The organism is Dyadobacter jiangsuensis (assembly GCF_003014695.1).
GTDB lineage: Bacteria > Bacteroidota > Bacteroidia > Cytophagales > Spirosomataceae > Dyadobacter > Dyadobacter jiangsuensis.
In genome coordinates this window covers 50,078-75,206 of the sequence record NZ_PYAS01000024.1, presented here as the reverse complement: position 1 = coordinate 75,206, position 25,129 = coordinate 50,078, and the positions used below count along the sequence as shown (strand labels likewise).

The following is a 25,129-nucleotide window of genomic DNA, read 5'->3' as shown; positions in this document are numbered from 1 at the left end:
ATCTTGCCCATGTATTTCTAATGTCGTAATTAAAAATACAAAAAAGCCCTCGTTCTACATAGTAGAAAAAGGGCTTTTGCTTTTGGGTCACCCTCAGTTTAGGTGAGCCGCTAGAAAACTCTCTTCTTTCTGGCCAAAAAAAGATTCTGATTTTCCTCAATCTTTTTTCGCACACACGGTCACGTTAAACTTTCAGATTACCGGGGCCGCCAGAAACTCACCTGCATCATGGCCCATCCAAAGAACATTCTCATTTTTCACCGCTCATTTTTCGAAATCAGCGAGACATTCGTTTATGAGCAGATAACATCACTCTCCCGCTCCCATAAAGTTTCACTATTGGCATACTACTATCTCAACAGCGACAAATTTCCCCTCTCAAACGACAAGCATCAAATTAAGGTTTACAAAAACTTTGCAGACAAACTACTGTCCAGAATTGCCGAACGTTTTTCATTTGGAAATACGCTAATGAGCCTGTTTAATAAATCGATCACCAAGTCTCTGATACGGAAAGAGAAATATGAAGTAATACACGCCCATTTCGGTACTAATGCTGTTGCAATCTTGCCGGTGGCCAAAGCGCTAAACATTCCACTCATCCCAACATTTCATGGGGTAGACGCGTCTCCTGCGATGCTAAAAAATATCCAATACAGCAAGCATTTGTCTGAACTGTTCGAGTATGCACGAAAAATCGTGATTGTGAGCCCGCACATGATCGACACATTGGATCTGGAAACATACATAGACAAAGTCGAGCTCATTGCCTGTGGCGTCGACTTCAATTTATTCACCAGGAACGGGCAGCGACCGTCAACTAGCGACGGGATAATCAGAATTTTACATTCAGGACGACTGGTTGAAAAAAAAGGAGTACCTGACCTGATCAGGGTTTTCACTTCACTTTGTCAGAAGTATGATAATATTCGGCTAATCATCATTGGTGGTGGCGATGAAACATCTATCTGTGAGCAACTAATAGAAACATCGGGTTTGCAGGCTAAAATTTTTCTGCTTGGTACCATGCCGCATGCTGACGTTATCAAATACATGAACGACTCCGATATTTTCGTGCTCAATGCCAAGACCAGCAAGCACGGGGATATGGAGGGAACTCCTGTTTCCATTCAGGAGGCTATGAGTATGGAACTCCCCGTAATTTCTACTTACCATGCAGGTATACCACAGGTTATTGTCGATCAAGAATGCGGATTGCTAGTTGAAGAAAATGATAGTAGAGGTCTTTCGGCAGCTCTCGAAACGCTAATCAACAATGAAACTCTACGCTTCTCACTAGGGCAGCGTGCTCGCGAGAGAATTATTTCCAATTTTAGTATTGACATCTACCGCCAACGAATCGCAAAATTGTTTGACTAATTGTTTATCAAACCAAAATAAAGAGGCATTCTTGACTCGAATTTTTAATTCCGAACCGAGAATGCCTCTTTATTGGATCAACAAACTATTACAATCTAAACCCGAATGAGTAAACATCGTAAGGCGCATCAGGATAAAGCCCTTCAAACTGCACCATCGATTCCTCTTTGCCGGCAATGGCCGCTTCGAATTCTTTTACAGTCTTAACAGCCTTACCATTCACTTTGGTGATGATGAAGCCTTCTTCCACCTGCGAGCGGGCGAACTTGCCGCCATCGATAGAGAGCACTTTCACTCCGCCATCGATTTTGTAGCGCGATAGTCTTTGTTTTTCCTGATCGCTCAGGTTACCGAACTGTGCACCCAATGAGCTCATTACCGCAGCGGATTCATCACGCTTGATAATCTCGGAACCGCCTGTGCGGTTACGCAGCGTAATGTTCAGGTCTTTTTCTTTACCATCGCGGTTGACGGTCAGATTAACTTTATCGCCAGGCTTGTGCAAACCGATCGATTGCTGCAATTCAGGGATCGAGTGGATATTCACGCCGTCAACTTTTACGATCACGTCGCCTTTATTCACACCACCTGCTTTGGCAGCGCTGTTTTCGGTGAAATCACGCACGTACACACCATCGCTTACTTTCACACCGTACTCTTCTGCTTTTCTGCTATCGAGGTCATCGAGCGCGATACCCAGGTAACCGCGCTGTACATTACCGAATTTGATCAGGTCGCTCGATACTTTTTTCACAATGCTCGAAGGCACCGCGAATGCGTAACCTGCAAAGCTACCAGTCGGGCTGGCGATGGCGGTGTTGATACCGATCAGCTCGCCTTTCAGGTTTACCAATGCACCACCACTGTTACCAGGGTTCACCACGGCGTCGGTCTGGATGAATGATTCAAGCGGTGAATCACCAGCAGCATTAGAAGCAGGCGTCATATTGTTACGACGGCTCGATTGGCCGATAATGCCTAATCCACGGCCCTTCGCACTTACAATACCGGCAGTTACGGTAGATTCCAGGTTGAAAGGGTTACCTACGGCAACCACCCACTCCCCTACTTTCACCGCGTCGGAATTACCTATCGTTACGGCAGGCAGGTCTTTACCTTCAATTTTAATCACCGCAATATCCGTAGAAGGGTCGGTGCCGATCACTTTCGCACGGAATTTGCTTTTGTTATGCAAAGTCACTTCCAGTTCCTGTGCACCTTCCACCACGTGGTTGTTGGTAACAATGTATCCATCATTTGAAATGATTACGCCCGAACCTGTTGCTTCCGATTGCTGCGGGCCGCGTTGGCCGCCTCCGAAATCATCACCGAAGAAGTCGCGGAAAATATCGGGGATCTGCTGGCCGCGGTAGGCCTGGCGGGTAACGGTCGATTTGATGTGCACCACTGTTGGGGTAGTAGCCTCTGCCGCATAAACGAAATCGCCCGGAGCACCGGCCGGAGCTCCTGCCGACGTAAAACGTGCTATATTTTCAGAAGCCGCTTCTTTAAAAATTACATCTCTATCACTATCAGGACCAAGTAGTTTGAGGCCAGCTATGGTTGACGCACTTGAAATCAACCCAACCAACACCAAACCTTTCCAATTTGTTTTCATATACATATGTTGGGGTTATATTTTTATGGACAAATAACGCAAATCGATGAACAAATTATTCCCGTCGTAGATTCGTTTAACATCTTTTAACAAAGATATTTCATTTGGGAATTTACTAAAATCCTGCCAGACGATTATCCGTCGGCTCTCACAAAAATGGGCGTTATCCTTTCGAATAACGCCCATTATGTAAGTCCGGCCAATTAAGCGATGTCGATCAGGCGGGCTGGTTTTTCTTTCGCTTCCTCACGTTTCGGCAATGCGATGTTCAGGATGCCATCGGCATAAGTAGCCTCGATCCTGTCGCCATCCACGGTGTTGGGCAAGGTGAAGGTTCGTTGGAAAGAAGAGTATTTGAATTCCTTCCTGGTGTACTTCTCGGTTTTGTTCTCTTCTTTCTGCTCTTTCTCAGCAGAAATGGTCAGTTGATTTTTTTCGAGGTTCAGTTTGAAGTCTGACTTTTGGAGACCTGGCGCCGCTACTTCGATGCGGAAACCTTCTTCGTTTTCAACCACGTTCACAGCTGGTACGGTGCCCGCAAATGCAGGAGTGTTGTATTCGTTAAAAAGATCCTTACCAAAAAATCCGTTCAAATAAGATGGACCTGCGAAATGTTTAACTAATGTGCTCATTGTTATAAGGTTTTTGTTTTTCGTTTTTCAGTTTCTGCTAACCTCGCGGTTATGCCCTCTATTGAACAACTTTTGTTCCGGGCTTGAAAAACAGAAAAAATAGCGACAAAATGACCGATTTTAGCAAATTTGCGTTTTAAATGCAGACAAAATGACTGATTTACAAGTTTTAAAATGACAAAAACGCAAATAGCCCATTGGAAAACCAATGAGCAGATATTCAGAAGTAAGTAAGGTTATTTCAATTCAAGGATCGCGCAGGCTTGCTCCGATGCGGATTGCTCGGCTTTTTTCTTGGTAAAGCCATTACCTGTTGCGAAAGGCTCGTCGTTGACGAGGATCTGTGAAATGAATTCGCGATGATGGCGGGTGCCCCGTTCTTCAAGTATTTCGAAACGGATTTCCTTGCCTTCGCGCTGCGCCCATTCGATGATGAGGCTTTTGAAATTCACATTGTTCTGGATAATGCTGTCCAGATCGTAATGCGTGATGAGCTTGCTGATAATGAAGGTCCGTGTGAAACGGAAGCCCTTATCGAGGTAAATAGCACCTACGAATGCTTCGAGCGCGTCCCCGTACATGGACGAGCGTGGCGACATACCGCGGCGGTTGCCGTCATATTCGATCAGCCGGTCGAGACCGAGCTTACGCGAAATCTGGTTCAGCGACTCGCGATTCACGATCCGGGAACGGATTTCGGTCAGGAAGCCTTCGTCTTTGTAGGGATATTTGGTAAAAAGAAATTCTGCTACCACCATGCCCAGCACCGCGTCGCCCAGGTATTCCAAACGCTCGTTCGATTCCCTGAAACCTTTGATAGCGGTTTCGCGGGAAGCGGAAGTATGCCTGAAAGCCAGCTGATAAACGCCGAGATTGGAAGGCTTGTCGCCTATAACATGCGCAATCGATTCCTTAAATTTTTTGTCCTCAGCAGTTCCACTCCTGAACAGGGAAAGTATCGGTATAAGAATTCGCTTTGCCAATGGTAGAGAATTAATCAGTCTTCGTATTTCTTGAAAACGACTGACGCATTATGACCTCCGAAACCGAAAGTATTGCTCAAAGCGATATTTACGCGACGTTTTTCAGCTTTATTGAATGTAAGCTTCAACCGCGGATTGATTTCCGGATCGTCGGTAAAATGGTTAATGGTAGGCGGCACGACCTGGTCTTTGATCGCCATGATACAGGCGGCAGCTTCAATCGCTCCTGCTCCTCCCAATAAATGCCCTGTCATCGATTTCGTTGAGCTGATATTCAGATCATATGCATGCTCGCCGAAGAATTTTTCTATGGCTTTGATCTCCTGCGGATCACCGATCGGGGTAGATGTACCGTGGGTATTGATGTAGTCAATTTCCTCAGGCTTGATACCTGCGTTTTCGACTGCATTTTTCATTACAATGTACGCTCCGAGTCCTTCCGGGTGCGGAGCGGTGATGTGATAGGCGTCGGACGACATACCGGCACCGATCATTTCGGCGTAAATTTTTGCTCCCCGTGCTTTCGCATGTTCGAGTTCTTCCAAAATAATGGCCGCTCCTCCTTCTCCAAGCACGAAACCGTCACGGTCCTTATCGTAAGGACGCGAAGCAGTTTCAGGCGAATCGTTTCTTTCGGACAATGCCTTTAATGCATTGAACCCCCCCACACCGGCAATCGTAACCGCCGCTTCCGAACCACCGGAGATACACACATTCATCAAACCAAGTTTGATATAATTGAATGCGTCGATCAATGCGTTGGTTGCCGAAGCACAGGCCGATACCGTGATAAAGTTAGGTCCCCGGAAACCATACCGGATCGACAGTACGCCCGAAGCGCTGTCGACGATCATTTTCGGGATAAAGAAAGGATTGAAGCGGGGAGTTCTGCCGTTCTCGGAATAGTTCATCACTTCTTCCTCGAAAGTTTTGAGACCACCGATACCGGAGCCCCAAATTACACCGGCTTTGTCGAGATCAAGCGTATCTGCGTCAAAGCCGGCGTCCTTCATCGCTTCATCAGCTGCAATGACGGCGTATTGTGTAAAGGGGTCCATTTTACGGGCTTCTTGCCGCGGTATGTAATTCGTGACGTCCAATCCCTTCACCTCACAGGCGAAGCGCGTACGAAACTTTTCAGCATCGAACCGCGTGATGGGGGCTGCACCGCTTACGCCGGCAACCAAATTTGACCAAAAGGTAGGAACATCATTGCCAACGGGCGTCAATGCGCCCATACCTGTAATTACAACTCGCTTAAAACTCATAAAATTGGGACAGAAATAGAAGATTGTACTGGTAAAAACCGGATTACTTCACGTTTTCTTCCAGATATGCAACAGCCTGACCAACTGTACCGATGTTCTCTGCCTGATCGTCAGGGATAGAAAGATTGAATTCTTTTTCGAATTCCATAATCAACTCAACGGTGTCTAGAGAGTCCGCTCCCAAGTCGTTCTGGAAGTTTGCTTCCGGTGTAACCTCCGACTCTTCTACGCCGAGTTTTTCGACGATAATTTGCTTAACTCTTTCTGCAATTGCTGACATTTTATAATCACTTTTTGGTTAAAATCGCCACAAAGAAAGATATTTCAGTTCACTTTTTCAAAAATTTTTTAAACATGGCTTTTTATTGCACAATCCTGGTTTAAAATAAAAAAAAGCAGGAAATCAGCCGATTATAAGGGATCTGTTTTAAGAATTCGGCCGAGTGCAAAGAGAACGTTAAGGATAGCCGTACATTCGCGAAACATTTATCAATATCTATACCAACACCAGTATGATCTCGATACCGAAGTTGAAAAATACCGATTCGACCAACTTTTTCCTCATGGCCGGCCCCTGCGCCATCGAAGGAAGGGATATGGCCCTGCGAATCGCCGAACATATCGTGACGGTCACCGACCGCCTTCGCATTCCTTATATATTCAAAGGTTCTTACCGCAAGGCCAACCGCACCAAAATCGATTCTTTTACCGGGATCGGTGATGAAAAAGCGCTGAAAATCTTGCAGGAAGTAAGTCAGACTTTCGGCATTCCTACTGTGACGGACATCCACGAATCACACGAAGCGGCATTCGCCGCCGAATATGTGGATGTGCTGCAAATCCCCGCATTCCTCTGCCGCCAGACGGAGCTCCTCGCAGCGGCGGCACGCACGGGTAAGGCTGTGAATGTGAAAAAAGGTCAGTTTCTTTCGGGCGCATCGATGAAATTCGCGGCTGAAAAAATCAATGAAGTAAATCCGGAAGCGCAGGTAATCCTTACCGACCGGGGTAACAGCTTCGGCTACGGTGACCTCGTGGTGGACTACCGTAATCTTCCCGAAATGGCTGCATTCGGTGTGCCCGTGGTAATGGACTGCACGCATTCCTTGCAACAGCCCAACCAAAGCTCCGGCGTAACCGGCGGCAAGCCGAAATTGATAGAAACTATTGCCAAAGCGGCCATTGCCGTGGGCACCGATGGTCTTTTTATTGAAACCCATTTCAACCCCGCGGAAGCCAAATCTGACGGCGCCAACATGCTCCCGCTCGATCAGCTGGAAGGGCTCCTGGAAAGACTTGTACGCGTGAGAGCAGCTATTTTATGATTCCAAAAACTATGAAGGCATATTTAATATGCCTTTTTCTTTGCATTCAAATTCTCCCGCAGGCTGCATTTGCCCAGCAGGATTCTACCAAACTTTGGAAAGTCACAGCCGGGGACGTGATCCCGCCTGTCACGCTTGGAATTGCGAGCCTCATCGTTCAGGGCAAAATCAGCCGGCATTTGCAGGAGCGTGTAGTTTCCAATTATCCCAATTACCGGACGAAGGTGGATGAGTTCCTGCCTTACGCGCCAGGCGTGGTCAGCCTCGGGCTGGCGTCTGCGGGGGTGAAAGGGAAACACAAGCTGGGAGATCAGGTCATTTTGGCCATACTGTCCAATGTGATCGCGCAGGGCGTTACGCAAAGCCTGAAACGCATTGTGAAATACCCTCGCCCCAACGAGGAAGACAACCATTCATTCCCCTCCGGCCATGCGACAACTGCATTCACAAATGCGACGATCCTGCACGAGGAATACGGCCAGCGCAGCATATTATATAGTATAGGCGGCTATGGCACCGCAACCACCGTAGGAGCCATGCGCGTGCTGGGCAATCACCATTGGCTCGCAGACGTGCTCATGGGTGCGGGTATAGGTATAGGGGCGACGAAGGCCGTGTATATCAGCTATCCCTGGATGCAGCAGCAGGTACGAAGAATGAAAGCCAGACGACATGCTGAAAAAAATTGAAATGCTCCTGACATAGGGTTGTCACTCGCAGGTTTGTCTTTTGCATAAACATCTGTTAGCCATGCAAACGAAAACCATCCAGCCCATTCACGTTCTGTACTTCGAAACCCGGACTTCGTTCCGGGATATTTTGCAGTATGTGCGTGTTGAAGCCCGGAAACTGTATCAGGATGCGGTCCGCAACGACCTCGAAATCACCGGCCCGATTTACTGGGTCTATGAGGGGGCTGACGGCCGTCCCGATACAGTTTTTACATTAACGATCGCATTGCCGGTCACTCCGCCACCACATCCTATCGATTCGGCCTACCAGTTGAAGCAGCTCGAAACGTTTGAATGCATCAGCGAAACGCTTTATGGAAACTGGGATGGGCTGATTAACACCTACGGCGCACTATTCGGCGAGATTATGGCGCAGAAGCTGGTTATGTCCGGGCAGAGCCGGGAAATTTATCTGAATATGGATTTCGAAAACCCCGACCGGAATATCACCGAAGTTCAGGTCGGAATTTTGAAATAAGGTTTTTAAAGGACAAGATCCTAACCAATCAACGCGATGTCATATTGCACTTACATCATCAACAATCCCTCGGAGCAGACCGACTACCTGCTCCACAAACATTACCACGATAACCAGTACGGCTTCCCGATCGACGACGACGACGAGCTTTTCGGGCGGCTTTTGCTGGAAATTAATCAGGCTGGCCTTAGCTGGACGCTTATGCTGCGCAAGCAGGATAGTTTCCGGGCTGCCTATGATAATTTCTCCATTGAAAAAGTAGCTGCTTACGACGAAGCCGACCGTGAGCGGCTACTGGCAGATCCGGGCATTGTCCGGAACCGGTTGAAAGTGAATGCAGCCATTGTGAATGCACAGAAAATCCTCGAATTGAAACAAGAATACGGCTCATTCAAAGGCTGGATCGACGCGCATCACCCGTTAACCAAAGAACAATGGGTCAAGCTTTTCAAGAAGACTTTTAAATTCACGGGCGGTGAGATTGTAAATGAATTTTTGATGAGTACGGGCTACTTGCCTGGCGCTCATGATGCAGATTGCCCCATTTATCAAACTATTCCCCAAGCATCACATTAATATTCAATTTGATCGGGGGATAGCTTTTCAACCTCGTCCTTAATCTGTTGAAACGCTGAGACGCTCATTTCGCCCTCATCAACGGCCTTTTCCATCACATCAAAATGGCGGCAAAGCACGCTTCGCTTGCCGCGGTGATGCCAGATGACAAGCCAGGCAGTCTGCGCGGCTTCCTCTCCTAAGACGCTTTTGTACGGCCATCCATGTTTTTGGATGATATTATCCAGGATTTTCAGATTCGCTTCATCATTGGCTTGCATTTTTTTCGAGAAAAAGGCCTCATTTTCTTTCCGACCATTGTACAAACTATCGCGGTACTGCTGGTCGGCGTGATGCATTTTTGAGAAAAGCAGAATCAACTCGTTCTTAGTCAGGTCCTCCACCTGAACAAACGGATCGATGTCGGCATACATCAAATTGGAAGGAACCTTTAAGGCGGCGGGAGATTCCGTAGCAGCCGTCGGGGTATGCGTTGGCTTTGGAGCATTGCAGCTTGCCAGTAAGAACATCGTACTTATAACCAGAACCTGTCTCATAACTGGCTCGCTTTGATACTATTGAACGTTCTTCATTAAATACGACACCATTTCGGCCGGCTTGTCTGTCTGCAAACCCTGCACGCCTTTATGTAATGCCTCATTCCACGAAGCGGGGCCTTCGGTCGGGCTCTGCACATCGAGCCAGACCGAAATTCCGTGGTCGTGCGCAGCTTTCAGCATTTCAGGATTGGTAATGTTATCCACCACTTGGATTTGCATTTGCCCCAAAAATGCGACCAATTGCTCTTTATTAGTTATTTCTTTCGGAAGGCTGGTCATGAGCGGCACCTCAGGCGCTACTTCTTTCCATTGTTTGTACTGTTCTTCCTTATTTAAATAGACTACCACCTGGTATTCCATCCCGGCAGCCTTAATCTGTTTCCAGGTTTCGGCCACGTCGGCGTCTTTGAAATCGAGGTAAATATTGATTTTGCCTTTGCAAAGCGCGAGGAGTTCTTTGAACTCGGGAATACGGTGGGTCTTTTTATTGCGGTTGAAAACCTGCAATTCTTCCACTTCCTGCCAGGTCATATCGGCTACTTTGCCCTTGCCGTTGGTTGTCCGGTCAACTTTGGCGTCGTGCATCGCTACGAGATGGCCATCTTTGGTGGTCCTTAAATCGACCTCCACGTAATCGGCGCCGCAATTAATTGCTTCGCGTGTGGATGCGAGCGTATTCTCAGGCGCATTCACATGGTTGCCGCGGTGCGCGATCACAACGGTCTTGTGTTTGGAATGCGGTAATGCCGGGTGTGCATGATGCTGCGCGAATGCGGGTGCAGCGAGCGCGGCGCACGCTAAAAGGGAGGAGATTTTGTGAAAGAACAATTTCATCGTGAATTTCAGGTTATCAGCGGGGTTACCGTTTTTTCAAATAAACAGGCTAATGGGCCTGCCAAAAAAATGAGTCTACAAGCAGAAATACAATTCCAACTTATAGACTCATCTACTCTGAATTTTAAACTTTTATTGTATTTCGAAGCTCGCCAGTTTCACAAATTCCTGAACGCGGGCATTGATTTCTTCTTTTGAAAGATTCACCAAACGCTCGGTACCGAATTTTTCCACGCAGAAAGAAGCCATCGCCGAACCATAGATGATTGCACGCTTCATGTTTTCGAAAGAAATATCATTGGTAGCAGCGAGGTAACCGATAAAACCACCTGCAAACGAGTCGCCCGCTCCGGTTGGATCGAAAACCTCTTCCAGTGGCAAAGCAGGTGCGAAGAAGATCCGATCTTCCTGGAATAACAATGCGCCATGCTCACCTTTCTTGATGATCAGCGTTTTTGGCCCCATCGCCATGATTTTCTTGGCAGCTTTGCGCAACGAATATTCGCCTGAAAGCAAACGGGCCTCTTCATCATTGATCGTAAGCAAGTCGACCAGTTTGAGAACGGATTTCAGATCGTCCAGCGCGATGTTCATCCACAGGTTCATGGTATCAAGCATGATCAGCTTCGGGCGTTCTGCCAGGCGCTCGATCACCAGTTTCTGAGTGGCCGGAACGGTGTTGCCCAACATCAGGAACTCGGTACCCTGATAAGAATCCGGAATGATAGGATCGAAATGCTCCATCACGTTCAGCTCGGTGATCAGCGTATCGCGGGTGTTCATATCCTCATGGTACTTACCCGACCAGAAGAATGTCTTACCATCCTGCACGATTTCCAAACCTTTGGTATCCACGCCGTGTTCTTCAAGCAGGCCGATCATTTCTTTTGGGAAATCGCCGCCTACAACCGCAACGAGGTTATTCTGCTGGGTAAAATAGGAAGCAGCTAGTGTGATGTAAGTGGCTGCACCACCGATAATTTTGTCTGTTTTTCCAAACGGAGTTTCGAGCGCATCGAATGCAACAGATCCTACGGTAAGTAAACTCATAAGTGATTACTGTGTTGATTTTAAGTTAGTTTCAAACTGGATTTTAAATGCAAAAACGCTGCGAAGATAAACAAAACGGCCGAATAGCCTCTCGCCGCCTGCTCATTCTCAGTTATACCTACAAATCAATCTTGGGTTATTTGCTATTTTTGTCTGAATTAAATTATACACCACTCTAAATCACATACTATCATGGAAGTAATCTCAGAAGCAAGACGCCACATCGACAATGCAAAGGATTTTCTCAGCAACAATGCAAGGAAGGAGGATGGACTCTATCAGGACAAAAAGTACGTTAAGATCGCAGGTCATACAGCCTACACGGGTATATTGCTGGTGTTGAATGAATTGTTAGGAGAAAAAAACAGGAAGACTCCCAAAAGCGTGGAGTGGTATCAATACGAATTAAGCCGGGTTGACAAAACATTGCTATCGAATTTCACCACAGCTTATGAAATTCTGCACATTCATATGGGTTATCAGGGCAGCAAAAGTGCTGATTTGGCCTCGCTGGGTTTGAAAAAAGCAGAAAAAATCATCGATTGGGTCGAGACCCGGCTAGAAAAGAAAAATTAGTAATCAAGAAAGTACAACATATAAATGACCGCACAAACTTTCCAGCCACTTAAAATATTCAATACGCTTACCCGTAAAAAGGATGTTTTCGTTCCCATTGCCCCTCCCTATGTCGGCATGTATGTGTGCGGGCCGACGGTCTACAACAATGTGCATTTGGGCAACATCCGCACGTTTCTTTCATTCGATATCCTGTTCCGCTACCTGACGCATATCGGTTACAAGGTACGCTACGTCCGCAACATTACCGACGTTGGTCACCTCGTAGGCGATGGCGACGCGGGCGAGGACAAGATCGGGAAGATGGCAAAGCTCCAAAAGTTGGAACCAATGGAAATCGTGCAGCGATATACCAATGATTTCCACGAAGTTACCGCCATATTCAACCTGCTTTCTCCCAGCATCGAACCCACTGCAACGGGGCATTTGATCGAGCAGATCGAAGCGGTGCAAACGCTGATCGATAAAGGCGTGGCGTACGAATCCAATGGTTCGGTTTATTTTGATATCAATAAATACCAGGCGGGCGGCAACGAGTACGGCAAGCTTTCGGGCCGTATTATCGAAGACTTGCTAAATGAAACCCGCGAGCTCGACGGGCAAGCCGAAAAACGTAACCCGCTCGATTTTGCATTGTGGAAAAAAGCCAATCCGGAGCACATTATGCAATGGGAATCTCCGTGGGGCAAGGGCTTTCCGGGCTGGCATTTGGAATGTACCTGCATGAGTGCCAAATACTTAGGCAAGCAGTTCGACATTCACGGCGGCGGAATGGACCTGAAATTCCCTCACCATGAATGCGAGATAGCGCAAGGCAAATCGCTGACGGACGAAGAGCCCGTCCGCTACTGGATGCATACGAATATGCTCACCGTCAACGGCCAGAAAATGTCGAAGTCGCTGGGTAACTCATTCCTGCCGTCGGAGCTGTTTTCAGGTAATCACGAATTGCTCGATCAGGCTTACAGCCCTATGACCGTGCGGTTCTTCATGCTGCAAAGCCAATACCGCAGCACGCTCGATTTCTCAAACGACGCATTGAAAGCGGCACAAAAAGGGTATAAAAAGCTCGCAAACGGCCTGCGCATCGCCAAAATGCTCACCTATACGCACGAGGATGGTGTTAATCCAGACGAAGCGAAAAAAGCGGACATCGAAAAGTCGATTGAAGGTTTTTACAATGCGATGAACGACGACCTCAATACGGCGGTGGCATTTGCGAATCTTTTCAACATGCTGAAATACATCAACATGCTGAACATGGGTCAATTGAAATCGGCTGCATTGGGCGAGGCGGTATTTACCTCGCTGAAAGAGCAGTTTGTTATTTTCTTCGAAGATGTGCTCGGTTTGAAGGAAGAACTGGCCGAAGGCCACGCGATCCTCGACGGAATGCTGAAACTCTACCGGGAATTTAAGCTTTCCCAGAACTACGAAAAAGTGGACGAAATCCGTTCTTACTTCAAAAACCAGGGTTTAGTGATCCGCGACACCAAGACCCGGATCGATTGGGCCTACGAGGAGTAATATGAAAAGTCGGCAGTCAGTTTTTGCGTACATCCTTTTGGGCGTGTTTCTGCTCGGTGGCCTGGGCTATCTTGTGGCCTCGTTTTCGGACGGAAACACACCCGTCACTTCGTCTCCGCCGGCCGTACCCAACCCGGTTTTCAACAAGGAAGGTGAAGTGACGTTCGTAAAGAAAGGTCAGCCATTTAAGAAAATCGAAGTGGAGATCGCCGAAAACGAGGCCGAACGCAATAAGGGCCTGATGTTTCGTTCATACCTTCCCGATTCGGTGGGTATGCTTTTCATTTTTGAACAACCCGACGAATACAAGTTCTGGATGAAGAACACATCGATCCCGCTGGACATTATATATGTAGGCCCGGACAAGAAAATCGTTTCCATCGCCCAAAACACACAACCCTATTCGGAAGAGAGCATTCTTCCGTATGGTTTGGTTCAATACGTCGTAGAAGTCAATGCAGGTTTTACCAAGCAAAATAATATTCAATCAGGAGATGCCATTTCTTTCTAATAGCTTGTTTTTTAAAAGATTACCCATCGCATTAGCGATCATCATCGGCATTTACGGATGCAATAGCAACACCAGTTCCGAGCAAACCGCGGAACAGGCTCCGGTTGCATTGGTTAAAAGTGCCGATTTCAATGCAGACAGCGCACTTCAATTTGTACAAAAGCAGGTCGATTTCGGCCCACGTGTGCCGAATACTGCCCAACACAGAGCTTGTGGCGATTACCTGGCGGCTACTTTGAAAAAATACGGCTGGCAGGTGATTGAGCAGCCATTTACCACCACTACCTACGACGGTACCAAGCTCAATGCGCGGAACATTATCGGGAGTTTCAATCCCCAGGCAGCCAAGCGTATTCTGCTGGCATCGCACTGGGATTCCCGGCCGTTTTCGGACCAGGACTCTCTCGTAAAAAACAAACCCGTATTGGCCGCTAATGACGGCGCAAGCGGTGTGGGTGTGTTGCTGGAAATTGCAAGAGTACTTTCCAAAGAAGCCACCAAACCGGACATCGGCGTCGACATTATCTTTTTTGATGCGGAAGACTGGGGTTCATCGGGTTCGGAAGATACCGGAATGGAACATGGCGGTTTCTGCCTCGGCTCCCAGCATTGGGCGGCGAACAAGCATAACCCCAACTATACAGCCTATTTCGGCGTTCTGCTCGACATGGTCGGCGCAAAAGGTGCTACTTTTTTCAAGGAAGGCTATTCGGTTCAACTGGCGAATGACACGGTGAGGCAGATATGGGCAACCGCAAGCCGCCTCGGTTATAGCAACTATTTCATCGATGAAACCGGCGCGGCCATTACCGACGACCACGTCCCGGTCAACAAAGTGGCACACATTCCGATGATCGATATCATCCACACGCGCCAGAACAATATGAGCAAAACGTTCTTCGACCAGTGGCACACTGCACACGATACGATGGAGAACATCGATCCGAAAACGTTAAAGGCTGTGGGTCAGACGCTCGTTCAGGTATTGTACCAGGAAGCGAAGGATCAGCCGTTGTAATGTGGTCAGGTGTTGTCAGGAGTAGTCATGTTTAGTCAGGAATAGTCAGGAGTGGGCATTTACGGTCATGTTTAGTCAGGAGTGAGTATTTACGTTAAGGAATGCGTATGTGTTGTCAGAAATTGTTAAGTGTGGAGAATAGAAGCGGGTCGCTTGAAATCGCGTAGCGATGTAGTATAGGTAGCAATCGAGCCCCGGGATGTATTCCGAAAAATGCCGTCAGGCATGCGACAACAGAGCATTGTTGTTACATGCCTGACGGCATTTTTGACGGAACAGGCCCCGATATGTTTGCTACCAATATTACATGCCTAACGGCATTTGCCTCCGGGCCACATTTTGACTACATCAGACGATCCATAGTGGTCAGGTCTGGTCAGGTGTTGTCAGGAGTAGTCATGTTTAGTCAGAAATAGTCAGGAGTGAGTATTTACGTTCAGGAATGGGTATGTGTTGTCAGAAATTGTTAAGTGTGGAGAATAGAAGCGGGTCGCTTAAAATCGCGTAGCGATGTAATATAGGTAGCAATCGAGCCCCGGGATGTATTCCGAAAAATGCCGTCAGGCATGCGACAACAGAGCATTGTTGTTACATGCCTGACGGCATTTTTGACGTAACAGGCCCTGATGCGTCTGCTACCAATATTACATGCCTAACGGCATTTGCCTCCGGACTAGATTTTTGACTACGTCAGACTATCCCACGGCTATACCTGACCATACATGGCTACTCCTGACCACACTTGACAATTCCTGACCACAAATGAACCCTACATCCGCTTCACCACAATCCAGACATCCGCATTACGCCCCTTATCGTCGCTGCAAGAAATCTTGACACGCCCCAGCGGCGGGCTTAGAAAGACGCTTTCCTGCGGTGGCGATTTTTGGTATAACTTGTCATTGACATACCAATACACCTCCTGCACATCGTTCGCCGCCTGGCATGCGAGCTGGATTTGCTGCGGCTCGTCCTTGCGGATGTAGTATTCACTTCCCTCATTCGGACTCACGATCAATGGCGCGCCTTCGTGGAAAACGCGCTCGCATTGTGGATTATGGGGCGGAATTTTCAGGTAAGGCAACTTTTGCAACTCATAAAACGCGATCAGCTCCGGCGCCAGGTTAGGATAGGCCTTTTTCTCGAAACCCTTTTCAGGAAGACAATACGTACAATACGACATTTTCCCGGCCACATCCGTAAAAACCCAGCGCATATGCTGGCATTTACGGTACGCCGAAACACCCACAATGTACTGGTCGGGTACCTGATGATCGCAGAAATCAGAAGGGATGTCGCCGCTCACCGGGCACACATTGCGAAGCGAGATGTTGGCCGGGGATTTATACCAACCTTTCGGCGAGTTATAATCCAGTGCATTGAAAATCGAAAAAAGCAGCGGCGTGGCGGTATTGGCACCGCTCAGCTCGGGTACACCTTCGCCTGAGAAGTTGCCCACCCACACTCCCACCGTATACCGCCTGTTATACCCGATACTCCATGCGTCCCTTTTTCCGTAAGACGTCCCGGTTTTCCAGGCAATGCGGGGTAAATGATAGGTATTATCAAAATTGGTGGGTAAATCGGGGCGGGTGATCTGCGTGAGAATGCCCGTCGTGAGGAATGCGGCTTCTTCCGATAATACCGGCGTTCCTTTTTTATCAGGAGCGTCCGCGCCGCTCAGCCGGAGATTCCGCAGCTTTCCTTCGTTGGCAAATGCCGCAAAAAGCCTCGTCAGTTCTTCCAGGGTCACGCCGCAGCCGCCCAGTATCATCGAAAGGCCCAGGTCTTTTGCCTGCTTATCCACCGTTTTGAAACCTGCTTTCCGCAATTTCGCGATCAACGCAGGCGTACCAATGTCCTTCAAAACCTTCACAGCCGGGATATTCAGCGAGTTGGCCAATGCAAATTCAGTGGTAACCGCGCCGTTGAAATGCTTATCGAAGTTCTCTGGTTCATAACCATTGAAATTCCCCGGAACATCATTCAAAACCGATTTCGGTGTGATAATACCCGCGTCGAAGGCAGTAGCATATAATAGTGGTTTCAACGTACTCCCCGGCGAACGCACGGCCCGCACGCCATCAACCTGCCCGCCATCGAATGGATTGTTGAAGTCGGCGGAGCCTACGTAAGCTTCCACTTCCATGGTTTCGTTGTTCACCACGAGCACCGCTGCATTGTGGATATTCATTAGTTGCCTGCGGTTGATGTAATTCCTCACCTGCTCTTCGATCTGGCTTTGCGCTTGCAGATTGAGGTTCGTGCGGATCACCGGCTCATCGGGATATTGCTGCCGCAGACGTATCGAAAGATGCGGCGCCAGGCGCGGGGTTTGGAGGCGGCGGATATTCATAGGCTCATCCAATGCATCGCGAATCACGTTTGTGTCGAAAAGGCCGTCTTCTTCGAAACGTTTCAGCCAGCTGTTCCTGGCCTCGCGCAGCGCGTCGTTGCGTGTACCCGGGCGCAGGCCCGAGGGGCGGTTGGGCACGATGGTGAGCGCGGTGATCTCCGCAAGGCTCAGAAGTTGCGGCGCTTTGCCGAAATAAAGCAATGAAGCAGCCTTGATCCCTTCGATATTACCACCATAAGGCACCAGATTTACGTAGAATTGAAGAATCTCGTCTTTGGAATAATGCATTTCCAGCTGAACCGCATGCCACATTTCGACTACCTTATTCCAATAGGTCCGTGGGCGCGGGTCCATCAGCCTCACCACCTGCATGGTGATGGTCGACGCCCCCGAAGTTCTTCTTCCTGAAAACACATTCCTGACAGCCGCTCGCACCACCGCGAATGGGTTCACTCCCGGATGGTAATAAAAGTATTGGTCCTCCTTATGAACGAGCGTTTTCCGGAGTAGCGGAGTGATTTCGTTCACATTCGAATAGAGCCGCCATTTATCTTCCTTACTTAAAAAGGCATGGATTACCCGCCCCCTCTGATCCGTGATCTGCGTCGCATAATGGATTTCAGGGCGGAAGGGAAAGGCCAGATCAAGCACAAAAAGCAGGAGTATGAGGCCGATCAATGCCAATAACCCTTTTCTGACCTTACTGTTTTTCATGGGGGATGTGCTGTAACCCGATTATGCTGCAATATAATACAGCCAACGCCGCCAGACGGTTTTACTGTGCCCCGTTCAATAAAATTGCCCGCGCATTTGTCCTGATCGGTTAATTTTCCCTATTTACTTGCTTTACTACAAATAAAATCAATCATAATACCATTATGTCCAAATACATTGCCGCCATTGACCAGGGTACTACCAGCACGCGCTGCATACTTTTCAACCAACAGGGGAATATCGTTTCAGTAGGACAAAAAGAACACGAACAGATTTACCCGAAACCGGGCTGGGTGGAACATAACCCCACCGAAATCTGGAAAAATACCCTGGAAGTGATCGCTTTGGCGCGCATTCACGTGTCGGCACACGCTTCGGACATCGCGGCTGTGGGCATCACCAATCAACGCGAAACGACGGTGGTCTGGAACAAGCGCACCGGCAAGCCCTATTACAATGCATTGGTTTGGCAAGATACCCGCACGACCGATCTGGTCGCTAAATATGAAAAAGAAGGAGGCCTCAACCAGTTCCGAGACATTACCGGTCTGCCCGTTTCGACCTATTTCAGTGGTTTGAAACTCAAATGGCTGCTGGACAATGTTGAAGGTATCCGCGAAGACGCCGAAAAAGGCGAGGCGATTTTCGGAAACATGGATACATTCCTTATCTGGCACCTCACCGGCGGCACGCAGGGTGGCATTCACGTGACCGACGTTACCAATGCGAGCCGCACGCAGCTGATGAACCTACGCACGCTGCAATGGGACAAATCGATGCTGGCTGCTTACAATATCCCTGAAATTATGCTGCCCGCCATTAAAAGCAGCAGCGAAATATATGGTTATTCCGATCACGAAGTGCTTCCGGGCGTGCCGGTTGCAGGCGACCTGGGCGACCAGCACGCCGCATTGGTTGGCCAAACCTGCTTCGAACCCGGCATGGCCAAGAATACCTACGGCACCGGCTGCTTCCTGGTGATGAACACGGGTACCGAGCTGAAAACCTCCGAAAACGGCTTGCTAACCACAATTTCTTACAAATTCGGCGACCAGCCCGTGCAATATGCATTGGAGGGAAGTGTGGCCGTCACCGGCGCGCTCGTGCAATGGCTCCGCGATAACCTCGGCCTGATCCAGAACAGCAGCGACATCGAGCCACTGGCCCAAACCGTGGAAGACAATGGCGGCGCCTATTTCGTGCCCGCATTCTCGGGACTCTACGCACCTTACTGGCGCAACGACGCGCGCGGCGTGGTCGCAGGCCTTACGCGCTACGTGAACAAGGGACATATTGCACGTGCCGTACTCGAAGCCACCGCCTATCAAACGGCAGATGTGGTTAAAGCCATGGAGCAGGATTCCGGAATCAAACTCGCCAGCCTCCGTGTGGATGGTGGTATGGTACACAATCAGCTATTAATGCAATTCCAATCCGATATTCTCAATACACAAGTTGTATCTCCGGCAGTCGCGGAAACTACCGCGTTGGGTGCCGCTTATGCAGCAGGGTTGGCGGTCGGCTATTGGAAAAGCACCGACGATTTGAAGAAAAACTGGGCCATCGCCCACACCTGGAACCCCGATATGCCAGAAGAAAAGCGAGATGCGTACTATAAGGGTTGGAAGAAGGCGGTCACGAAATCTTATGAATGGATTGATTGATGCCAGGAATGGTCAGGTGTAGTCAGGAATGGTCAAGTGTGGTCATTGGTAGTCAGCAGTGGTCAGGTGTAGTCAAGAATAGTCAGGTATGGTCATTGTAGCCAGGTATGGTCATTGTAGTCAGGTATTGTCATTTGTGGTCACTCAAAGTCAGGAGAGGAGAAAATCGTCTTGATGAGTCATCTATACCAGGCATTTTTGATCGGGAAGCAAATGCCGTCAGGCATTTCCAGAATCGCGTAGCGATGTAATATTGGTAGCAGCTGTACCCGAATAAGGTATTTCGAAAATGCCGTCAGGCATGTAACAGCAATGCATTGTTGTTGCATGCCTCACGGCATTTGTGACGCAAGATCCGATCCGATGTTCTACCAATGTTATATGCCTGGCGGCATTTATCTCTCAACCAATCCCTCCTCGGCCGCACGTTAACCATACATCACAACTCCTGACTACATATGACCATACATAACACCCCCTGACAACACATGACAACAACTCGCACTCTTGACAACCCTTTTTTATACTGTGTCTAAACAAGCGCGATTGTTGCGGCGTCACGCCGTTCACCTTAACTTCGCGGTGCCAAATCAACCTCAGTAACCCATGCATACCCTCCATCTCAAAAAGCCCCTTGCTTTTTTTGATCTTGAGACAACAGGTGTAAATATTGTCCGCGACCGCATTGTAGAAATTTCCGTTGTCAAAGCATTGGTGAATGGCGAAACCGAGATCCGCACGCGGAGGATCAATCCCGAAATGCCTATCCCGCTGGAAAGCAGCCTCATACACGGCATTTACGACGAGGATGTAAAGGATGCCCCCACATTTAAAAGCATTGCCAAAAACCTGGCGTCCTTCCTCGAAGGATGCGACCTGGCGGGTTTCAACAGCAACCGCTTCGATATCCCGATGCTCGTGGAGGAGTTCCTGCGTGTGGGCGTGGATTTCGATATCAAAAACCGCCGGATGGTGGATGTGCAACGCATTTACCATATGATGGAGCCCCGAAATCTGGGCGCCGCCTACAAGTTCTATTGCGGAAAAACGCTCGACAATGCGCACAGCGCCGAGGCGGATACCATCGCGACATTCGAAGTACTGCAAGGACAAATCGAAAAGTATCAGGGCGTTACGCTTACCGATTCACACGGCAAGGTTTCCGAGCCGGTGAAAAATGACGTCGCAGCATTGCACGAACTCACGGCCTCCAAAATCGTGGATTTCGCGGGACGGATGGTGTTCAACGACAAGGGCGAGGAAGTATTCAACTTTGGTAAGCACAATGGCAAGCGCGTCACCGACATCCTGAAAAACGAACCGTCGTTCTTCGACTGGATGATGAAAGGCGAGTTTCCGCTCGACACCAAACGCAAATTGACAGAGATTAAATTAAGGGGATTAACCCAACGTTGACATAATCTTACCTCAGGTTTGAGTAAGTAGTAATTATGTCTATTTTTGCCAGAAATCTATTTTTGACTATTTTAACCGGATATCCCATTAGGTAAACCTGCTATGATCCCAAACCCAATGATGCCAGAGGTTAACATACCAGCGGTTATTCAACATATCCCACTTCAAAGCTACCTAATTCTCAGCACCTTACTATTTGTGATCGGCATTATCGGCGTGCTTACACGCAGGAACGCCATTATCATATTTATGTCGATCGAATTGATGCTGAACGCCGCTAACCTGCTGCTGATCGCATTCTCTTCCTACCGGTCTGATCCTTCCGCACAGGTTTTCGTATTCTTCATTATGGCCGTAGCCGCTGCCGAAGTGGCCGTCGGGTTGGCCATTATCGTAATGATTTACCGCAACACCAGAAATACGGACATCGGATTCCTGAACAAGCTGAAATGGTAACTATCGGCGCGTAACCGGTACACAATCAAGAGATTAAAGATTAATAAATAGACATGTCTGCATCATTACTCATCCTGATTCCGCTGCTGCCGCTCGCCGGCTTTCTGATCAACGGAATCGGATTTCCCAATATTCCCAAAGGCGCAGTCGGCATTATCGGAACGTTGGCGGTTGTAGCCAGCTTCGTGCTGTCGGTCATGACGTTCAATGCATTCGTTGCTTCCGGCAGTCAGCCGTTCATCGTACCGCTTTTCGACTGGATTTCCGTCGGCGACCTCAACATCCCATTCTCATTCCAGGTTGATCAGCTTTCGCTGCTCATGCTGATGATCATCACCGGTGTAGGCTCGCTGATCCACATTTATTCGATCGGCTACATGCACCACGATTCGGGTTTCGGCAAGTTTTTCGCTTACCTGAACCTGTTTTTGTTCTTCATGCTCCTGCTGGTGCTGGGTTCCAACTACGTGATCATGTTTATCGGCTGGGAAGGTGTGGGGCTTTGCTCTTACCTGCTCATCGGTTTCTGGAACAAGAACACCAACTACAACAATGCAGCCCGTAAGGCATTTATTATGAACCGCGTGGGTGACCTTGGCTTCCTGCTGGGTATCTTCACGATCATCGCTACATTTGGTTCGGTAGAATATTCGGAGGTTTTCAGCAAGGCTGCTGCCGGTTTCCAGGTAGGCGATCCGGTGATCATTACCATTACCTTGTTCCTGTTTGTAGGTGCCATGGGTAAATCGGCTCAGATTCCGTTGTACACCTGGCTGCCTGATGCGATGGCTGGTCCTACCCCGGTTTCGGCCCTGATCCACGCCGCTACGATGGTTACGGCGGGTATCTACATGGTAATCCGCTCCAACGTGCTCTATTCCCTGGCGCCCTCGACGCTCGAAATCGTCGGCATTATCGGTGGTGCTACCGCCTTGTTTGCCGCTTCAATCGCCCTTTTGCAAAACGATATCAAGAAGGTACTCGCTTACTCTACGGTGAGTCAGCTCGGTTATATGTTCATGGGTCTGGGGGCGATGGCCTATTCGGCATCGATGTTCCACGTCATTACCCATGCATTCTTCAAAGCATTGCTCTTCCTCGGCGCCGGTAGCGTGATCCACGCGATGTCCGATGAGCAGGATATTCGTTCAATGGGTGGTTTAAGAAAGAAATTGCCTGTTACGTTCATCACATTTGCTATTGGAACGTGGGCAATATCCGGTTTACCGTTTTTTGCAGGTTTCTTCTCAAAAGATGAGATTCTTGCGCATGTTTTTGAACACAACAAACTGCTTTGGGTAATTGGTCTGCTGGGTTCAATCATGACTTCCTTCTACATGTTCCGCCTGTTGTTCCTCACATTCTTCGGAACATTCCGCGGTACGCACGAGCAGGAGCACCATTTACACGAATCGCCTGCTTCGATGACCATTCCGTTGATCATCCTCGCCATTCTCTCGGCAGTAGGTGGTTTCATCGGCGTTCCCGAGGCATTGCACGGCTCGCACCAGTTGGCGCAGTTTATGAGCCCGTTGTATGATCTGGCTAAAACAGCGAACCCTGCTGCATTTGAGCATACTTCCCTCTCGCATTCAGAAGAATATATGCTGATGGCCATTTCAGTAGCCGCAGCGTTGATCTCCGCCATTGCAGCTTACGTGATGTATGTGCAGAAAGGCGCCGTACCGGCACCGGATTCGGAAGAAAAATCAGGCTTGCAGCGTGCGGTTTATAACAAATACTATGTCGACGAACTGTACGACGCCGTATTCGTAAAACCGATTAAAACGCTGTCCAACGTCCTGTACAGCTTTGGCGAGATCTTCATCGACCTGATTATCGATGCATTCGTGAAAATCGTGTCCCTGGGTGCCAAACTGTTGAGAAAAACACAAACCGGCTCTACCGGCGAATACGTTTTCGCGATGGTAATCGGCATTGTGGTCATATTATTCTGGAAGCTGTTACTCTGATCCGATCATCCATAAATCCGTTGCCTATTAGTTTCGGACCGTCGACTTGAAAATATGCTTACTCTTCTTTTAATACTTTTACCGATAGCGGCAGGCGTTATCACCCTCCTGGCCGGCGAACGCATGGCGAAGCAGCTCGCGCTGGTTGGTGGGCTCGCATCATTGGGCGTCGCTGTTTTCACCTGGCTGCAATTTGACCCAGCCGCGGGTTCCCAGTTTGGTTTCAAATATGCCTGGGTAGCATCCGGAGGCATTTCCTTCGCCGCTGGTATCGATGGCATCAGCATGCTTCTGGTCCTGCTGACTACCTTCCTGACTCCGCTGATCATCCTTTCGGCATTTAAAAACGAGTACAAAAATCCCGCAGCATTCTATTCGCTGATCCTTTTCATGGAAGCGGCGCTGATCGGCGTTTTTACGGCTACCGATGCATTCCTTTTCTACTTGTTCTTTGAAGCTGCATTGATTCCCGTTTACTTCCTTGCGGCGATCTGGGGCGGAGAGAACCGCATTAAGGTTACATTCAAATTCTTCATTTATACGATTTTCGGAAGCTTGTTCATGTTCGTGGCGCTGGTTTATCTTTATTACCAGACACCGGGCACGCATACTTCTGAAATAGCAGCATTCTACCAACTGCAACTGAGCCCCGCAGCACAAGGCTACGTGTTCTGGGCATTCTTCATTGCATTCGCCATCAAAATGCCGCTTTTTCCTTTCCATACCTGGCAGCCTGACACCTACACCGAGTCGCCTACCGCGGCTACGATGCTCTTGTCGGGTATTATGCTTAAAATGGGGGTTTACGGTCTGATCCGCCTGCTGCTGCCGATCGTACCGCTGGGCATGGAGCAATGGGGTTTCCTCGCGATGATCCTTTCGGTAATCGGCATCATTTACGGTTCCATCATCGCGATCCAGCAGAGCGACATGAAGACGCTCATCGCGTACTCATCCTTCGCACACGTGGGGCTGATGGCCGCCGGCGTATTCTCGTCTTCACTGAATGGCTTGCAAGGCGCATTGATCCAGATGCTCGCGCACGGTATCAACGTGATCGGCCTCTTCTTCATCGTCGACATTATTTATTCGAGAACCAAAACCCGCTACCTCGACCAGCTCGGCGGTATTACTCAAAGCACACCGCATTTGAGCGTGTACTTTATGGTATTGCTCCTCGGAAGTGTGGCATTGCCGCTTACCAACGGTTTTGTGGGTGAATTCCTGTTGCTTTCAAGTGTATTCCAATACAAAGGCTGGCTCGGTGCCGTAGCTGGTCTGACGATCATTCTCGGCTCGGTATACATGCTCCGTCTTTTCCAGAAATCCATGTTCGGGCCAAAATCGAAATGGGTGGAAGGCTTCCAGGATTTGACTGCCAGCGAGCGCGCGGTACTGCTGCCATTGGTAATCATGGTATTCTGGATCGGTATTTATCCAAGCACATTCCTGAAAATAACAGAGCCTGCTGTAAGCCAACTGTTGCAACTGGTCAATAACTAAG

At 48.7% G+C, this 25,129-nt stretch carries 23 protein-coding genes; 14 read left to right on the top strand and 9 right to left on the bottom strand.

From position 1 onward, the window contains the following. Positions 1-228 precede the first annotated feature (228 nt). Complete coding sequence (locus tag CLV60_RS31800) at positions 229-1,380, top strand: glycosyltransferase family 4 protein (RefSeq protein WP_106599436.1); 1,152 nt, start codon at positions 229-231, stop codon at positions 1,378-1,380. Positions 1,381-1,468: 88 nt separating this feature from the next. Here the strand turns inward: CLV60_RS31800 and CLV60_RS31795 are convergent, their stop codons facing one another. From CLV60_RS31795 to CLV60_RS31775, 5 genes are all read right to left on the bottom strand, one after another. Beyond that, positions 1,469-2,998 (bottom strand): Do family serine endopeptidase, encoded by a 1,530-nt coding sequence (locus tag CLV60_RS31795; protein ID WP_106599442.1) that lies wholly within the window; start codon positions 2,996-2,998, stop codon positions 1,469-1,471. A gap of 203 nt (positions 2,999-3,201) precedes the next feature. Next, entirely contained in the window at positions 3,202-3,630 is a 429-nt protein-coding gene (locus CLV60_RS31790; RefSeq protein ID WP_106599435.1) for an Hsp20/alpha crystallin family protein, read from the bottom strand. A 236-nt stretch (positions 3,631-3,866) separates the two neighbouring features. Beyond that, a complete protein-coding gene (rnc, locus tag CLV60_RS31785; RefSeq protein WP_106599434.1) occupies positions 3,867-4,613 on the bottom strand; it encodes a ribonuclease III in 747 nt (248 codons plus the stop codon). A 14-nt stretch (positions 4,614-4,627) separates the two neighbouring features. After that, positions 4,628-5,881: a beta-ketoacyl-ACP synthase II gene (gene fabF, locus CLV60_RS31780; protein WP_106599433.1), complete on the bottom strand. Its 1,254-nt coding sequence runs from the start codon at positions 5,879-5,881 to the stop codon at positions 4,628-4,630. A 43-nt stretch (positions 5,882-5,924) separates the two neighbouring features. Beyond that, positions 5,925-6,161: an acyl carrier protein gene (locus CLV60_RS31775; RefSeq protein ID WP_015813362.1), complete on the bottom strand. Its 237-nt coding sequence runs from the start codon at positions 6,159-6,161 to the stop codon at positions 5,925-5,927. A gap of 232 nt (positions 6,162-6,393) precedes the next feature. Between CLV60_RS31775 and kdsA the strand changes: the two genes are divergently transcribed. The 4 genes from kdsA (at position 6,394) to CLV60_RS31755 (ending at position 8,991) form a co-directional block, all read left to right on the top strand. Next, positions 6,394-7,206, top strand: coding sequence for a 3-deoxy-8-phosphooctulonate synthase (kdsA, locus tag CLV60_RS31770; RefSeq protein ID WP_106599432.1), 813 nt, complete (start codon positions 6,394-6,396; stop codon positions 7,204-7,206). An 11-nt stretch (positions 7,207-7,217) separates the two neighbouring features. After that, positions 7,218-7,895, top strand: coding sequence for a phosphatase PAP2 family protein (locus tag CLV60_RS31765; RefSeq protein WP_229211223.1), 678 nt, complete (start codon positions 7,218-7,220; stop codon positions 7,893-7,895). 61 nt (positions 7,896-7,956) lie between these two features. Next, positions 7,957-8,415 (top strand): GyrI-like domain-containing protein, encoded by a 459-nt coding sequence (locus tag CLV60_RS31760; protein ID WP_106599430.1) that lies wholly within the window; start codon positions 7,957-7,959, stop codon positions 8,413-8,415. Between the two features lie 36 nt (positions 8,416-8,451). Then, the gene (locus CLV60_RS31755; RefSeq protein WP_106599429.1) at positions 8,452-8,991 is read left to right on the top strand and encodes a DNA-3-methyladenine glycosylase I; all 540 of its coding nucleotides are present in this window, start codon (positions 8,452-8,454) and stop codon (positions 8,989-8,991) included. Here the strand turns inward: CLV60_RS31755 and CLV60_RS31750 are convergent. From CLV60_RS31750 to CLV60_RS31740, 3 genes are all read right to left on the bottom strand, one after another. After that, entirely contained in the window at positions 8,988-9,527 is a 540-nt protein-coding gene (locus CLV60_RS31750) for a hypothetical protein (RefSeq protein WP_146151632.1), read from the bottom strand. The two genes, CLV60_RS31755 and CLV60_RS31750, sit on opposite strands and share 4 nt — an antisense overlap. A gap of 18 nt (positions 9,528-9,545) precedes the next feature. Then, positions 9,546-10,364, bottom strand: a complete 819-nt coding sequence (locus tag CLV60_RS31745) for a glycerophosphodiester phosphodiesterase family protein (protein ID WP_106599427.1) — start codon at positions 10,362-10,364, stop codon at positions 9,546-9,548. 132 nt (positions 10,365-10,496) lie between these two features. After that, entirely contained in the window at positions 10,497-11,414 is a 918-nt protein-coding gene (locus tag CLV60_RS31740; RefSeq protein WP_106599426.1) for a PfkB family carbohydrate kinase, read from the bottom strand. Between the two features lie 192 nt (positions 11,415-11,606). Between CLV60_RS31740 and CLV60_RS31735 the strand changes: the two genes are divergently transcribed. From CLV60_RS31735 to CLV60_RS31720, 4 genes are read left to right on the top strand one after another with little or no spacing between them, the layout of a single operon-like run. After that, on the top strand, positions 11,607-11,990 hold the full coding sequence (locus CLV60_RS31735; RefSeq protein ID WP_211302304.1) for a DUF5618 family protein: 384 nt from the start codon (positions 11,607-11,609) through the stop codon (positions 11,988-11,990). Positions 11,991-12,014: 24 nt separating this feature from the next. Continuing rightward, on the top strand, positions 12,015-13,517 hold the full coding sequence (cysS, locus tag CLV60_RS31730; RefSeq protein ID WP_106599424.1) for a cysteine--tRNA ligase: 1,503 nt from the start codon (positions 12,015-12,017) through the stop codon (positions 13,515-13,517). Between the two features lies 1 nt (position 13,518). Further along, on the top strand, positions 13,519-14,028 hold the full coding sequence (locus tag CLV60_RS31725; protein ID WP_106599423.1) for a DUF192 domain-containing protein: 510 nt from the start codon (positions 13,519-13,521) through the stop codon (positions 14,026-14,028). Beyond that, positions 14,012-15,046, top strand: a complete 1,035-nt coding sequence (locus tag CLV60_RS31720; RefSeq protein WP_106599422.1) for a M28 family peptidase — start codon at positions 14,012-14,014, stop codon at positions 15,044-15,046. The genes CLV60_RS31725 and CLV60_RS31720 overlap by 17 nt, the downstream gene beginning before the upstream one ends. A gap of 769 nt (positions 15,047-15,815) precedes the next feature. On the opposite strand, the gene pbpC is transcribed toward CLV60_RS31720, so the two are convergent. Beyond that, positions 15,816-18,116, bottom strand: a complete 2,301-nt coding sequence (pbpC, locus tag CLV60_RS31715) for a penicillin-binding protein 1C (RefSeq protein ID WP_106599421.1) — start codon at positions 18,114-18,116, stop codon at positions 15,816-15,818. Between the two features lie 164 nt (positions 18,117-18,280). Here pbpC and glpK point away from each other — a divergent pair, with 164 nt between their 5' ends. The 5 genes from glpK to CLV60_RS31690 all read left to right on the top strand — a co-directional run bounded on the left by glpK (position 18,281) and on the right by CLV60_RS31690 (position 25,128). Beyond that, the gene (gene glpK / locus CLV60_RS31710) at positions 18,281-19,780 is read left to right on the top strand and encodes a glycerol kinase GlpK (protein ID WP_106599420.1); all 1,500 of its coding nucleotides are present in this window, start codon (positions 18,281-18,283) and stop codon (positions 19,778-19,780) included. 606 nt (positions 19,781-20,386) lie between these two features. Beyond that, a complete protein-coding gene (locus CLV60_RS31705) occupies positions 20,387-21,196 on the top strand; it encodes a 3'-5' exonuclease (protein ID WP_106599419.1) in 810 nt (269 codons plus the stop codon). A gap of 120 nt (positions 21,197-21,316) precedes the next feature. Continuing rightward, positions 21,317-21,652, top strand: coding sequence for an NADH-quinone oxidoreductase subunit NuoK (nuoK, locus tag CLV60_RS31700; protein WP_374755665.1), 336 nt, complete (start codon positions 21,317-21,319; stop codon positions 21,650-21,652). A 53-nt stretch (positions 21,653-21,705) separates the two neighbouring features. Then, positions 21,706-23,625: an NADH-quinone oxidoreductase subunit L gene (nuoL, locus tag CLV60_RS31695; RefSeq protein WP_106599417.1), complete on the top strand. Its 1,920-nt coding sequence runs from the start codon at positions 21,706-21,708 to the stop codon at positions 23,623-23,625. Between the two features lie 54 nt (positions 23,626-23,679). Next, a complete protein-coding gene (locus CLV60_RS31690) occupies positions 23,680-25,128 on the top strand; it encodes a complex I subunit 4 family protein (RefSeq protein ID WP_106599416.1) in 1,449 nt (482 codons plus the stop codon). Position 25,129: the final 1 nt, after the last annotated feature.